Annotated in this window: 13 protein-coding genes and 1 tRNA gene; 5 read left to right on the top strand and 9 right to left on the bottom strand. The window is 58.5% G+C overall.

The genetic code is table 11. The features are described from left to right. Positions 1–10 precede the first annotated feature (10 nt). Entirely contained in the window at positions 11–886 is an 876-nt protein-coding gene (locus HB780_RS19725) for a LysR family transcriptional regulator (RefSeq protein ID WP_183695370.1), read from the bottom strand. 157 nt (positions 887–1,043) lie between these two features. On the opposite strand from HB780_RS19725, the gene ampC reads away from it, so the two are divergent. After that, positions 1,044–2,234: a class C beta-lactamase gene (ampC, locus tag HB780_RS19720; protein ID WP_183695367.1), complete on the top strand. Its 1,191-nt coding sequence runs from the start codon at positions 1,044–1,046 to the stop codon at positions 2,232–2,234. A gap of 108 nt (positions 2,235–2,342) precedes the next feature. On the opposite strand, the gene HB780_RS19715 is transcribed toward ampC, so the two are convergent. Then, positions 2,343–2,483 (bottom strand): hypothetical protein, encoded by a 141-nt coding sequence (locus HB780_RS19715; protein ID WP_183697702.1) that lies wholly within the window; start codon positions 2,481–2,483, stop codon positions 2,343–2,345. Between the two features lie 235 nt (positions 2,484–2,718). Between HB780_RS19715 and HB780_RS19710 the strand changes: the two genes are divergently transcribed. Together HB780_RS19710 and HB780_RS19705 are read left to right on the top strand one after the other, a co-directional pair. Next, positions 2,719–4,374, top strand: coding sequence for a restriction endonuclease (locus tag HB780_RS19710; RefSeq protein WP_183695364.1), 1,656 nt, complete (start codon positions 2,719–2,721; stop codon positions 4,372–4,374). Positions 4,375–4,788: 414 nt separating this feature from the next. Further along, positions 4,789–5,532, top strand: coding sequence for a hypothetical protein (locus tag HB780_RS19705; protein WP_183695361.1), 744 nt, complete (start codon positions 4,789–4,791; stop codon positions 5,530–5,532). Positions 5,533–5,650: 118 nt separating this feature from the next. Here the strand turns inward: HB780_RS19705 and HB780_RS19700 are convergent. The 4 genes from HB780_RS19700 to xylF form a co-directional block, all read right to left on the bottom strand. Continuing rightward, positions 5,651–5,727 (bottom strand) — tRNA-Arg (locus HB780_RS19700). Positions 5,728–5,894: 167 nt separating this feature from the next. Next, a complete protein-coding gene (locus HB780_RS19695; RefSeq protein WP_007689768.1) occupies positions 5,895–6,677 on the bottom strand; it encodes an ATP-binding cassette domain-containing protein in 783 nt (260 codons plus the stop codon). 15 nt (positions 6,678–6,692) lie between these two features. After that, positions 6,693–8,021 (bottom strand): sugar ABC transporter permease, encoded by a 1,329-nt coding sequence (locus HB780_RS19690; protein WP_183695359.1) that lies wholly within the window; start codon positions 8,019–8,021, stop codon positions 6,693–6,695. A 291-nt stretch (positions 8,022–8,312) separates the two neighbouring features. Continuing rightward, positions 8,313–9,353: a D-xylose ABC transporter substrate-binding protein gene (gene xylF, locus HB780_RS19685; RefSeq protein WP_183695357.1), complete on the bottom strand. Its 1,041-nt coding sequence runs from the start codon at positions 9,351–9,353 to the stop codon at positions 8,313–8,315. A 224-nt stretch (positions 9,354–9,577) separates the two neighbouring features. Between xylF and HB780_RS19680 the strand changes: the two genes are divergently transcribed. Continuing rightward, entirely contained in the window at positions 9,578–10,855 is a 1,278-nt protein-coding gene (locus tag HB780_RS19680) for an ROK family transcriptional regulator (protein ID WP_183695354.1), read from the top strand. A 53-nt stretch (positions 10,856–10,908) separates the two neighbouring features. Here the strand turns inward: HB780_RS19680 and iolG are convergent, their stop codons facing one another. Further along, complete coding sequence (gene iolG / locus HB780_RS19675) at positions 10,909–11,901, bottom strand: inositol 2-dehydrogenase (protein ID WP_183695352.1); 993 nt, start codon at positions 11,899–11,901, stop codon at positions 10,909–10,911. A gap of 218 nt (positions 11,902–12,119) precedes the next feature. Between iolG and HB780_RS19670 the strand changes: the two genes are divergently transcribed. Continuing rightward, entirely contained in the window at positions 12,120–12,380 is a 261-nt protein-coding gene (locus tag HB780_RS19670) for a hypothetical protein (RefSeq protein WP_183695348.1), read from the top strand. Here HB780_RS19670 and HB780_RS19665 read toward each other — a convergent pair whose 3' ends face one another. Then, positions 12,381–12,848 carry a hypothetical protein gene (locus tag HB780_RS19665; protein WP_183695345.1) on the bottom strand — a complete coding sequence of 156 codons (468 nt, stop codon included), beginning with the start codon at positions 12,846–12,848 and terminating at the stop codon, positions 12,381–12,383. A gap of 77 nt (positions 12,849–12,925) precedes the next feature. Then, a complete protein-coding gene (locus tag HB780_RS19660) occupies positions 12,926–13,933 on the bottom strand; it encodes a LysR family transcriptional regulator (RefSeq protein ID WP_183695342.1) in 1,008 nt (335 codons plus the stop codon). Positions 13,934–14,140: the final 207 nt, after the last annotated feature.

Raw genomic sequence — 14,140 nt, 5'->3', positions numbered from 1 at the left:
CTTCGGCCCGCTATGGCTGGTCTTCCATTTCCGTCATCAGCCATTGCCGGAATGCCTTCATGGAAGCGGTTTCCGCGCGGGATTTCAGCCGCGTCAGCCAATAACTGCCGGTCAGCACCGTGATGGGAAACGGCTGGACGATGCGGCCGGTTTCGATCTCGTGAGAGAACATGGCAACGGGGACGAGTGCCACGCCCACACCGCGTGCCGCGGCTTCCACCAGCGTCAGCGACGAATCGAACATCCAGCCGCGAAGATTGGGTGGCGCTGCCCCCGCCGCCCTGAACCAGAGGAGCCATTCATCGATCCGGTATGATCGCAACAGGTCCATGCCGGCCAGGTCCGTCGGCGTGCGAAGCCCTTCGCTCAATGCTGGTGTGCACACCGGAGAAAGGGGGGCATCCATTAGGTGGATTGCTTCCGTTCCATGCCATGCGCCGTCGCCGAACCGGAGGAAGAAATCGAGGCCGTCGAGTACCATGTCGGCGCGATTGTTGTTGGTCTTGAGGCGCAGATCGACATGGGGATGCTCCGCCTTGAACGAGGAGAGGCGTGGCAGGAGCCAGCCGATTGCGAAGGTGCCGACCACGCCGACGGTCAATATCTCGTCGAAGTTTCCTTCCTCGAGCTGGCTGAGCGTCGCGCTCATGCGGCGAAACGCATCGGTCAGCACCGGCAGCAACGCATGTCCCTCGTCGGTCAGCGCGAGGCCGCGCGGGAGGCGCTTGAACAGGGTGATGCCCAGGACGTCTTCAAGCGCCTTGACCTGATGGCTGATGGCCGTCTGCGTGACCCGAAGTTCCATGCCGGCCCGCGTGAAGCTGCCATGCCGCGCCGAGGCTTCGAAGACGCGCAGGGCGTTCAGCGGTAGCTGCGAGATGTCCATTGTCGCTCAATGCCCAAGTTTTTCTCATGTCTAAGCCCAGAATTGATCGTTTGTCGAGGGCATGGCGCGGCTGCATAGTCCGCTTTCCCTTGCGAACCGCCAGCCGTCATTCGTTGCGGATACGGTCAATCATCTACATAAGGACGTTGTTTTCGTTATGAGAAATCTCTTTCTTCCAACGCTTGGAATGATCGCCGTCGCGTCTCTCTTCCATGGGACCAGCGTCTACGCCGCCGATAACAGCGAGCAAGCCCGGCTTGAGCGCGCCGTCACCGATGCGATCCGGCCCGCCATGAAGGAAAACGACATTCCAGGCATGGCCATCGCGGTCACCGTCCAGGGTAAGCGCTATGTCTTCAACTATGGCGTCGCTTCGAAGGAGAGCGGGCAGAAGGTCACCGAGGATACGATCTTCGAGCTCGGCTCGATCAGCAAGACATTTACCGCAACCCTTGCATCCTACGCGCAGCTGCGCGGAACGCTGTCTTTCTCCGACAAGGCGAGCAAATATCTGCCCGCGCTCGCCGGCAGCAGCTTCGACAACATCAGTCTTCTCGATCTCGGCACGTATACGGCGGGCGGCCTGCCGTTGCAGTTTCCTGATGATGTGACCGGTCAGGACAAGATGATCGCCTATTACCGGAACTGGCGTCCGGCCTACGCCGCCGGGACCCATCGGCTCTATTCCAACCCGAGCATCGGCCTGTTCGGCCATCTCGCTGCCGCCAGCATGGGCGAGCCTTTCGATGATCTGATGGAGGGGAAGATCTTCCCGGCGCTCGGCCTGACCCACACCTATATCCGCGTCCCGCAGGATCAGATGGGCAACTACGCCTATGGCTATGCGAAGAGCAACAAGCCCATCCGCGTCGGGCCGGGGCCGATGGACTCGGAAGCCTACGGTGTGAAGACGACCGCGGCCGACATGATCCGCTTCCTTGAGGCCAACATGGACAGTTCGAAACTGGACGAAACGCTGCAGGGCGCGATCGCCGCGACGCATACCGGATATTACAGGATCGGGGACATGACGCAGGGGCTGGGATGGGAAATGTATGCCTATCCCACGAGCCTCGAGCGACTGCAGGCGGGAAATTCCAACGAGATGTCCCGCAACCCCAACCCGGCAAGCAAACTCATTCCGCCGCAGCCGCCGCGCAAGGATGTGTTGATCAACAAGACGGGCTCCACCAACGGCTTCGGCGCCTATGTTGCCTTCGTTCCCGCCAGGGGGATCGGCATCGTGATATTGGCGAACAGGAACTATCCGATCCCCGCGCGCGTCAAGGCCGCATACCGGATCTTGACCGCGCTGAATAAGGAGCCCGGCTCGACGGGCACTCGCTGATAAAGCGCTTGTCTCGCGGCGATCTGCGAGAACGGCCTTCCATGAAGACGCAAGCCGGCTCGGGAAAATATCCTGCGAGCCGGCCGCTGTCAGTCCAAGGGAGTTTTGCTATCGCTTGCGGGAAGCGGCAACGGGAGCGTTCGCCTGGGCGGCGTCCACGCTGTTGAAGAGCTCTTGAATGAGCTGGGTTATCCGATCCGGGGATGTGCCCTTGGCACGCTCTTCCTCGATCCGGCGTCTGACCAACATTTCCAAGTCCGACATATCTATCACCTCGTTTATCCGGCGCGATGGGAATGTCGCTCTCAATGAACCGAGAGACAAGTTACAGTTTTTTCATGATTTTTGGCTGTCGGGCGCTGTGCCACGATCGGCAACGAAAATTTGCGCGGTTCTCTAGGTACTTGGACGGGCGTGTTGGTCATTGCAAAAGTCACTTTCTCAACCCAGCGTTTCAGGCTATCGATCTGACTAGGCAAACACTATGCAGGGGGCAATTGTGGCACGTCGCGGTGGTTTCGAACGTTTCGTCATGTCGATGGCAAAAGAGGCTACCCGACAGCACAGAATTAGCGCCGTTGCGAACCAGAAGCGTATTCGAGAGGCTGAACAAGCCCGAAAGCAGCTGCTTCGGGATGCTGATAGAAGCAGGCGTGATCTCGCTATGTCGCAGCGTGAAGCGGAACGTGCCGCTCGCCTGCAATATCTGGAAGATCGTGAAGCCGAGGCGCAAACAGAAAATGAAGACACCGCTGCCAGACTTGAAGAGCTTGCAAACGTTCTATCCAACACTTTGTCTGTGGACGATATGATTAGCTTTGATAGCTTGCGTGTCTCACAGGAAGCGCCGACCCTCGTGATCGCATCCGCTATAGTGAAGCCAACTGAAGCACCCAATTTGGCGAGCTTCCTGTCCGAAGTTTCAGTTCCAAAAGGTCTTGGAAAATTGATGCTTGGAGCCAAGAAAAGATACGCGATGGAGATGGCCAATGCTGACGCGAAATACAGATCAGCAATGGCCGATTGGGAGTATACGGAAGCAACTAGGCTCAAGAAAGTGGAGGGCACGAAGTCTACCCATGCAAGGGAGATAACGGCTTTCAGCACTAAGGTTGCTCAGCGCGATGCTGAGGTTGACGCATTCAAGGATGGCTATTTCAGTGCTGAACCTGATGCTGTGGTTGCTTATAACACTATGGTGCTGGAGCGTTCGGTTTATCCCGAGAGTTTTCCGCAAAACTTCTCTGTCGCATATGCCTCAAGTTCGAAGCAGCTAGTCATCGAATATGAGCTTCCGAACACTGACGTCATCCCACAATTCGCTGAATTCAGGTACGTGAAGGCTCGCGATACGATCGAAAGCAAGCCGAGGAAATCCGCTGAGATTAAGACAATATATCAGGACGTAGTTGCCGCCATTGCCCTGAGAACCATTCATGAAATATTTGAAGCCGATCAAGCAAATGCGATAGATACATGTTGCTTCAATGGGTTTGTTCGCACAGTTGATCCCGCCACCGGCGTAGACATTCAACCGCATCTGATTTCAGTTCGGACGACGAAAGAGAAGTTCCTTCAGATCAATCTTGCTCGCGTTGATAAGACGACCTGTTTGCGTAATCTCGGAGCCCAAGTTTCACGTCACGCGGCCGAAGCGCAACCCGTTAAGCCAATCGTTGAATTTGATATGGCCGACGCAAGGTTCATTGACCAAAGCGATATGGTTTCAGGCTTAGGGTCAGCGCCGAACCTTATGGATTACACACCCAGTGAATTCGAGCATCTGGTGGCAAATTTGTTCGGGAAAATGGGGCTCGACTCAAAGCTCACGCGGTCGTCAAGAGATGGTGGCGTCGATTGCATCGCCTATGATCCAAGACCTATTCTTGGCGGCAAAGTTGTCATTCAGGCTAAACGTTATCGTCATACTGTCGGTGTGTCCGCCGTTCGCGACCTCTATGGTACGATGATGAACGAAGGGGCGAGCAAGGGTATTCTTGTGGCGACAAGCGGATACGGTCCGGATGCATTCAATTTTGCCTCCGACAAACCAATTGAATTGATTGATGGCGGGGGACTTCTTTTCCTACTTCAAGAAATAGGAATGCAAGCTCGTATTATTTTTCCAACCGAGCCTTGAGTAATAAGGGCCATTGGGCTCGTCTCGTTGGTATCTGCACTCATAAGAGATAAAGATAATTAAACTCAACATGATCAACTTGATCAGCAACGTGGTCAAGACGCGCGGTGGGCTCGAGTCCTGTCGTCCTTGCAGGATCCCTTACAGCGGCACATGAGCTGTTGGACGCCCTTTCCCTAATGCGGCCTCCTCCGGTTCGTAATCTTGTCCCAAGTGGCACGTTGGACGTAGAACGCGTCCCAAGTGGCACATTGGTTGGTACAGCAGTTGGTTACAGCGAATCGCGCCTGTGATTAGTAAAGCTCAGGCGCCACGTTCCAACCGTGCCGGTAAGCCGCACAATCTTGATCATTGCCACCACAATCAAGATGATGAGGATGACGATCGTTGAGATTGCTATGGCGGAGGTAAGTCGTGTCGGATGTTCTTTTGTATCTGTGGGGCAATAAGAGATCGTATCTTTTGCAAGAACTCGACTTCTACCTGACCCAGGCGGACAGACGCGTTCTCATTCAGTTCGGAAACCTGGAAGAGGAAGCCGAACAGTTCGCCCGCGACAAATTCGACCGAATGGGGCAATCCGCGGGGCCGGATGCAGATCCCGGCGACTATGCAGATGCCGCTTGGTCCGAGGGCATCAACCATTACCAGATGCTCAGCGACCTTCACGGTCAAATGCTGTTATCAGTCGCTGCTGGTCTTTATCACCAATGGGAGAAGCAACTGCGCGAATGGCTCGTCAGCGAATTAGACCACAGCTTTTCGCGAGAGAACGTCGGACCCGCGATCTGGAAACAGAAGATCGAAGACCTTTACGATTTACTGAAGGGCTTGGGCTGGGATGTCCGCGCTCATCCGTTCTTTGCCGCGATCGAGGAATGCAGACTTGTCGTCAACGTATCCAAGCATGGAGGGGGGCCATCTTTTGACTTGTTGAAGGCGCAGTTTGGCCAGCATCTTGGAGAGACGCGACCGGGAATGCCCGTCGACTCTCTCGACTACCGGGATCACACAGACCTCAAAATCACTCGAGAAGACCTCGGCCGCTTTCAGCAGGCGTTGAAGGACTTCTGGCTGGCGATGCCGGAACACACGCTTTGGAGTGATGCGCAAACGGTTCCAAAATGGTTTGAGAAGGCGTTGAAAAAGAATAGATGAAGTTCAACGCGACGGGTGTCTATTTTTGAGAATTTGTTGGTTGCGGAACCGCCAACAGACCTAGACGCATGGCTGTCTGGCGCCGTTTAGTGCATCCAAGCCATGCACCAGAATTAAATGGCGCACCCGACAGGATTCGAACCTGTGACCTTTGGAATCGGAATCCAACACTCTATCCAGCTGAGCTACGGGTGCATGCCTGAGGCGGGTTGACTCGCCTGTCCGATGGCAGGTTCTTAGCCTAGGAAGCGTTTGGCTTCAATGCGGAAAATGCGGGAAAGTGCAGATCGGTGCGATCAAATGAAACAAGGCCGCGAACCCTATGGGTCGCGGCCTTGTTTATGGGATGGCGATGTTGTGGCTCAGGCCTTCATCGCGCCGGGGCCGGGGATCGCCTTGGGCGGGACCTTGCCGAGGATGATCATGCCCAGCACTTCGTCCTTGGTGACGTCTTCGGTGCGCGCGTGGCCGACGACCTGGCCGTTCTTCATCACCGAGACGCGGTCGGCGAGGTCGAAGACGTCGTGGATGTCGTGGCTGATGAGGAAGATGCCGATGCCTTCCTTTTTCAGCTGCTTGATCAGCTCGCCGACCTGCGCCGTCTCCTGGGGTCCGAGCGCTGCCGTCGGTTCGTCCATGATCAGGATGCGGGCATCGAAGAGGATGGCGCGGGCGATGGCGACAGACTGGCGCTGACCACCGGAGAGTGCCTTCACCGGCTCCTTGAAGCGCTTGAAGTTGGGGTTGAGGCGCCCCATCACTTCGCGGGCCTTGGCTTCCATCGCGACGTCGTCGAGCGTGCCCCAGCGGGTCTGCAGCTCGCGGCCGAGATAGAGGTTGGCGGCGGCGTCGACATTATCGGCGACGGCCAGCGTCTGGTAGATCGTCTCTATGCCGTATTTCTTGGCGTCGCGCGGGGTTCGGATATCGACGGGTTCGCCGTTGATCAGGATATCGCCGCTGTCGCGCTTATAGGCGCCGGAGAGGATCTTGATCAGCGTCGACTTGCCGGCGCCGTTGTGGCCAAGCAGGGCTACGACTTCGCCGGGGTAGAGATCGACCGAGGCGTTGTCGACAGCGTGGATGCCGCCGAAGGAGATGGAAATGTTCTTCATTTCCACAAGCGGAGTGGTTTGATCCGTCATGGTTCAGAATTCCTTTTACTTGGCACGCGAGCGATAGACGATGTCGAGCCAGACAGCGACCACCAGGACAACGCCGACAACGACGTTCTGAATTGGCGTGTCGACATTGGCGAGGCCCATGCCCGATTGTAGCGACTGCATGACCAGGGCGCCGAGCATGGCGCCGGCGACCGTACCGCTGCCGCCGGCAAGCGACGTGCCGCCGATGACGGCTGCGGCGATAGTGAAGAGCTCGTAAGTCGTGCCCTGGGAGTTGACCGCCGAGTTCAGGCGGGCAGTCGAGATCGCGGCGGCGACGGCGGCAAGGAAGCCCATCAGCGCGAAGATCTTGATGATGACCCAGCGGGTCTTAATGCCGGCAAGTTCGGCTGCTTCCGGATTGCCGCCGATCGCAAAGACATAGCGGCCGAAGCGCAGGCGGGTGGCGATGAAGGTCATCACGATGCCGATAAGCACGGCGATGAGAACCGGAACCGAGATACCATAGGGAATATCCAGGCCTGCATCTGGCCAGGCAATATTGTGTTCGGTGGCGTAGCGCTTGGCGATGCCGACCGGCCAGTTATAGCTGTTGAAGAGATAGATCGTGCCGAGCACCACGGCGGAGCCGAGGCCGGCCAGGAAATATTCCGCCCAGAGTGGACGGCGCGGAAAGCCGAAGCGCTTTCTCTGGCGGCGCGAGCCGACGATGCCGGCGATGATCATCAGGCAGGCAAGCACGCCCACCACCCAGCTCCAGGTGGCGCCGATCGAGCCCGTGGCGCCGCTGCCGCCCATGATGACGAAGGTGGAGTCCATCGGCGCAACGGTCTGGCCGCTGGTGACGTACCAGGCAAGGCCCCGCCAGACGAGGAGGCCGCCGAGCGTCACGATGAAGGAGGGGACGTTCATGAAGGCGGTGATAGCGCCCTGGAAGGCGCCGATGGCCGTGCCGATCGCCAGGCCGCAGAGCAGCGTGATGATCCAGGTCCAGGAACTGTCGAAGCCGAGATATTGCGGCAGCCACTTGGCCTGGATGACGCCCATGATCATGGCGACGAAGCCGAGCAGCGAGCCGACCGAAAGGTCGATGTTGCGCGTGACGATGACCAGCACCATGCCGGTGGCCAGGACCGCGATTTCGCAGGTCTGGACCGAGAGGTTCCAAAGGTTTCTGGCTGTCAGGAATTCGCGGCCGTCGAAGACCCTGAGATAAAGATCGAAGCCGATCCAGATGATCAGCAGCGCTCCGATCATGCCGAGCAGGCGGGTGTCTATTTCCGTGGCGCGCAGGAAGCGGGTGATTGCGCCGGCATCTGCGTTCCGGGGCCCGCTCGATGTGGTGGACTGTGTCATGTCGGCCATCGCTTTGCCGTTCTCCCTCTATTGGGCGCGGCCTGCGATGCATTCTGGGCTATCGCTGGCAACCGCGCCAATCTCAAAAAATGCGTCATCGCCTGTTCCTGCCGGTCTTCGTCCGGTCCCGATGACTGCCATGTGGCGGGCCAAGGGGATGCGATGGCGCAGCATGCTGCGGGAAGCGTCGTCTCCAACTGCAAGGAAGAGTTGTTGGCTTCCAATCCGCATTCGACGCCGCAACGGAAAGCCGCTGCGGCGTCGATGGTATCGTTGGATCAACTGTCCAAAGGCCGCCGTTTACTTGCAGGCGGCGACAGCACCGGCCTTGACGCCCTGGCAAGCTTCAGCCTTGGAGATCCAGCCGGCGTCGATGACGACGTTCAGGTTGTCCTTGGTGATAGCGACCGGGGTCAGGAAGACGGACTTCATCGCAACATGCTTCGGGCCACCACTGAAGGTCTGGACGCCTTCGATCTGGTCCTGGGTCTTGCCGCCGGCAAGAGCGAGGGCGATTTCAGCGGCGCGCTTGCCGAGTTCACGCGAGTCTTTCCAGATGGAAACGGTCTGCGTGCCGAGGGCGATGCGGTTCAGGGCTGCCTTGTCGGCGTCCTGGCCGGAGACCGGAACGGAGCCGGCGAGGCCCTGGGCGTCGAGAGCGGCAACGGCGCCGCCAGCGGTGCCGTCGTTGGAGGCGACGACCGCGTCAACCTTGTTGTTGTTGGCGGTCAGGAACTGTTCCATGTTGCGCTGCGCGTTCTGCGGCAGCCAGCCGTCCGTATAGGCTTCGCCGACATTCTTGATCTTGCCGGCGTCGATGGCGGACTTCAGCACTTCGACCTGGCCGGAAAAGAGGAAATCGGCGTTCGGGTCGGACGACGAGCCCTTGATGAACACGTAGTTGCCTTCCGGCTTGGCCTTCAGGACTTCGCGAGCCTGCATGCGGCCCACTTCCTTGTTGTCGAAGGTGATGTAGAAGGCGGCCGGATTTTCGATCAGGCGGTCGTAGCCGACAACCGGAATGCCTTCGTCTGCGGCCTTTTCGACGGCCGGACCGATGGCGTCGGAGTCCTGGGCGAGAATGATGAGAGCGTTGGCGCCCTGGGAAATCAGGGATTCAACGTCGGTCAGCTGCTTGGAAGCGGAAGACTGGGCGTCAGCGGAAATATACTTGGCGCCGACTGCTGCAAGTGCCTTCTTGATGGCGGCTTCGTCGGTCTTCCAACGCTCTTCCTGGAAGTTCGACCAGGAAACGCCGACGACGAGATCCTTCGCAAAAGCTGCCGTCTGCATGGTCAAAACGATGGCCGCGCCCGCAGCCAGCTTGATGAAAGCTTTCATAATATATCCTCCCGAGTGAATGCGACCGCACGTATCCTGAAACTCCCGTCGGCCGCCGCGATAATGCTGACGAGAAAGGTTCTGATTTTTTCTCGACAGTCGAGAAATTTAGTGTCAGAGATTTTTTCAACTGTCAACACCCGCACTGCCAGGTTTAACCGGCCGATGAACAAGAGCCATCTGGGGCTGCGGACAGGAGGGTGGAATGAGGGGGAGGCCTGTTGATGTTGGCCAAATCGAGCACCGAATTGGTCCGTCAGAAGAACAGTGTTCTGGTGCTGGCGGCGCTGCGCCAACACGGTCCGCTTGCCCACACCGAACTCTCTGATTTCACGAAGCTTTCATCCGCGACCGTCTCGGTGATCACCGCCGATCTCGAGCGGGCGCAGATCATCGAGAAGGCGGAGCAGCAGGCCGCCAGCGGGCGCGGTCGTCCGCGCGTTCTGTTCTCGCAGCGGCGCGATTGCGGCTATCTCATCGTCGTCATTATTTCGTCGGATGCCGTGCAATATTCGCTTGTGGATTATGCCGGCCGGTTGATGGACCGCTTCACCGAGGACAGGCCGCAGGATGTCTCCGGCGTTGGCTCCTTCGTGGCCGGACTGCGGAGTGCACTGGACCGCATCGTCACCCGATCACGCCTATCCCGCGACAAAGTTTTGATGATTTCGATCAGCAGCAAGGGGCTGGTCGATGCGTCAGAGCCGGTGTTGCGCTGGTCGCCGATCTTCGGGCGGGAGCAGATCGATTTCGCCGCGGTGCTGCGCGAGGACTGGCCGGCAAAGATCATCCTCGGCAACGAGACCTTGCTGGTCGCCGCTGCCCTCGGCCGGCAGGAGGAGAATGAGAAGGGGGCCGATTTCCGGTCGCTTGCCGCCCTTTCGCTCGGCCACAGCATCGGGCTTGGGATCGTGCGCCGCGATGAGGAGGGCGGTCATCAGATATCGGCCCCCAATTTCGGTCACATGTTGCATCTGCCGGGAGGCGGCCTTTGTCGCTGTGGATCGCGCGGCTGTATCGAGGCCTATGCCGGCTTCTACGCTATCCTGCGCTCCGCTTTCGACGTGCCGCTCGACACGATCCCCGCGAAATTCGTGCCGGTCGCCGAACTCGATAAGATAGCGGCAAGCGCCCGCCAAGGCAGCCGCCGTAACATCCTCGCTTTTCGCCAGGCTGGGCTGGCGCTTGGTAACGGCCTGTCGCGCGTGCTTAGCCTGCATGAGAGCATGCCGATCGCCATTACCGGTCCCGGCGCGCGCTATTACGACCTGTTGCTGGAGGGGATAACGGAAGGGCTGGCGGACTCGCATGTCGTGCGCATGGAGGGCATGCCGCAGCTGCGCGTCATGGCCGACGAGCCGACGTTGGTATTCGAGGGCCATCTCAACCGAGCCCTGACGATCATGGATAGCGACATCGTCAAAGCGGGCGTCGTAGCGCCGGAAACAAATGATTCTTCCGCCGGCCGATCAGTGGTTGGCGATGTGAAGAGGGCAAACTGAAATGGCCGGGCGATAACCCGGCCATTGTGATTCTGATGATGTCAGGCGCGGTCTTAGTCGACCTTTACCAGTTTTCCGTCCTTGACCGACTGCAGCGCCGCATCGGCCAGCTTGAGGGCTGCGAGGCCGTCGGCGCCCGATGGCGTGATCGTGGCGCCCTTTTCGATCGCGGCGATGAAGCTGGCGATTTCGTTGGCGTAGGCTTCGGTGTAGCGGGTCATGAAGAAGTCGTGCAGGGGCGGGCGGGTATAGCCTTCGCCATTGGCGACTTCGATCGAGAAGGGCCGCTGGTTCTCGGCGGCGACCATGCCCTTCGAGCCGTGGATCTCGATGCGCTGGTCATAGCCATAGGTGGCGCGACGGGAATTGGAGATGATCGCCTGCTTGCCGGATGCGGTTTGCAGGATGACGGAGACGCTGTCGTAGTCGCCGGCTTCGCCGATCGCCTTGTCGACCAGAACCGCAGCAGTGGCCGTGACGGCAACCGGCTCTTCGCCGAGCAGGAAGCGGGCCATGTCGAAATCATGGATGGTCATGTCGCGGAAAATACCGCCAGAACGCTTGATATAGTCGACCGGAGGCGCGCCGGGGTCGCGCGAGGTGATCGTCACCATCTCGACAGCGCCGATGCGGCCGTCGTCGATGGCCTTCTTGACGGCCATGAAATGCGGGTCGAAGCGGCGGTTGAAGCCAACCATCAACTTGCCCTTCACCTCATCGACCACCTTGATGCAGGCCTTGACGCGGGCGACATCGAGATCGACAGGCTTTTCGCAGAAGATCGCCTTGCCTGCACGGGCGAAACGCTCGATCAGATCGGCATGGGTGTCGGTCGGCGTGCAGATCACGACGGCGTCGATATCCTTGGCGGCCTCGATCGCCTCGATGGTGCGCACTTCGCAGCCATAGGCGGCGGCAATGGCGTCGGCTGCGGCCGGAAACGCATCCGCGACCGCAACGAGCTTGGCGTTAGCATCGCCGCTGACGGCTTTCGCATGAACCTTGCCGATGCGTCCCGCGCCGAGAAGACCAAATCTGACAGTCATTTTTACCTCCCTGAATTCGGAACAAATGAACCGAATAAAAATCAATATGGAATTTTCATTCCATCTTCCGAAGGCGACGTCAAGCCGCCAGCGTTTCACAATTTTAAAATTCACATTGCGAAAACGGCTTATCTTTGGACAGGCTTTTCCGAAACCGCTTCACAGTTTTCGAGATCATGCGCTAAAGACGGGGACACTCCAACAGGTGAACGAGGCCCATGCAACTGATCGATCCCAATCATCCCATTTACAAGCCGCTCTGGGTGCGGGTTCTGATCGTTGGCGTCTGCCTTGGCTGGGCGACCATCGAGGCGTTCGGTCCGGAGCCTTTCTGGGCCGTTATCGTCGGCGGCCTCGGCGCCTATAGCGGCTGGGTGCTTCTTTTGAATTTCAAACCGGAGCCGCCCAAGGCTGAAGTCGAAAGCACCGATGCTGACGATCAGGACGAAGACGACGAGCCGGCTGACGAAAAGAAATAGCTATCGCGCCAGACGTCGCAGGGCCTCGTCGATCAGTTGATTGGCGATCATCATGCGCATGGTCGCCTGCTCGCGAAAGGGCGGGGCAACACTGTCTGGATGATTGGCTTTGGCAAAGGCGCGGCGTTTCTCGTGGAGAGATTGCAGCGTGCTTTGCGGGGAGATTGCCAGATCCGCGATCACCTCTTCCCGAGACGTCCGGGCAAGGTGATCCGGCATGACGGGTGGCTCCGGTTCTTTCGGTTCGGGCTCAGGCAGCGGCTCGGGCGAGGGGATTTCATTGCCGAGATTGTCGATATAGGCGTCATCGGGGCGAGAGGAGGCGGCTGTCTCACCCCCGAGAACGGTCGCGACAAAGCTGACGTTGAGACCGCGGATACGATGCGCCGCCTCATCCTTTGCTGACTTCTCATCTTCCGTGTCGAGACGATCGAGGACGGATTGAAACAGTGATTGCCCGAATAACATGTCTGCCTCCAGAGGTATCCTGGATAGGCGCGCAAGTTGGTGCGGAGCTTATGGCTGGTGGCTGACCATGGGTGGGCTTATGCCAGATGGAGGTTTCGGCTTTCCTCCAGGATCATGTCATGCAGCAACCGGGCGCTTGGCGGCATCGCGCGTTCGCGGGCTGTGATCAGGCTGTAGGGCTTCACTTCAAGCTCGAAGTCGATCGGCAAGATGCAGGATTCGCCGGCCTTCGATGTCTGCCCGCAGACGAATTGCGCCATGTCGAGCGCGATCGGGGCGATGGCGTCCGTTCTGCAGACGACGGCGAGGGTCAGGAGCAGCGAGGACGTATTGACGATGTTTTCCGGCAGGGGGACGCCGGCGGTGATGAAGATATCCTCTACCTTGCGACGGAGCATCGTGCCGGGTGGCTGGAACACCCAATCGTAGCCGGGCAAGTCCTCAAGGCTGGCGACCCCTTTCTTTAATAGGGGATGACCGTTGCGGACCACGAGGCAGGCTTTCTCGACGCCGATCTCGTGGGAGGTGAACAGGCGCGGATTGAGTTCATCCGGAATGCGGCTGATAATGAAGTCATGGCGGGCGGCAAGCAGTTCGCGCGCCAGCACATTGCTGTTTTCGACCTCGATATTGATTTCGATGCCGGGATAGGCACGCGTCACGCGCTGAATCGCCGGCACGACGAGACTGATTGCCGGGGCGGTGACGGCGCCCAGAAAGACCGAGCCGCCCTTGCCGGTTCTAAGCTCGCCGATCTCGCGGCTCGCCTCGCGCAATTCAAGTAGGATCTTGCGCGCCCGCTTGGCGAGCGCCATGCCGAAAGGCGTCAGCACAACGCCGCGAGCGACCCGCTCGTAAAGCGGACTTTTGACAATGGACTCCATTTCTGAGAGCATGCGCGAAGCCGCAGGTTGTGACATATTCATGGACTCGGCGGCGGCGGAAATTTGCCCATGATCCTCGATCGTCACGATCATGCGCAGGTGATTGAGTTTCAAACCGGCTCGGAGCAGGGTGTCATCGCGAAAACTGTCCGAGTGAATCTCGATGCCTTCGCTTGAATAATCGTTATATATTTTCTCCATGGCGGCCAAATTTCCCTTTCTCCGGCAAAAAAGTACTATTTTTTAACATTATACCAAATCGGGTATATGTTTTGCCAGTTATTCTATTTGACAGTTATACGAAATCGTACGAATTTGCCCAGCGTGCGCCGGGTGCAGCTCATGCACGTGAGAGCGTGGAGGAGTTCTACTTCGTTTCTCACAACCAGAAGTAACCGTTCCTTCTAC

It is taken from the genome of Rhizobium lusitanum, from assembly GCF_014189535.1.
Classification (GTDB): Bacteria; Pseudomonadota; Alphaproteobacteria; order Rhizobiales; family Rhizobiaceae; genus Rhizobium; species Rhizobium lusitanum_C.
This window is presented reverse-complemented; position numbering and strand designations above follow the sequence as displayed.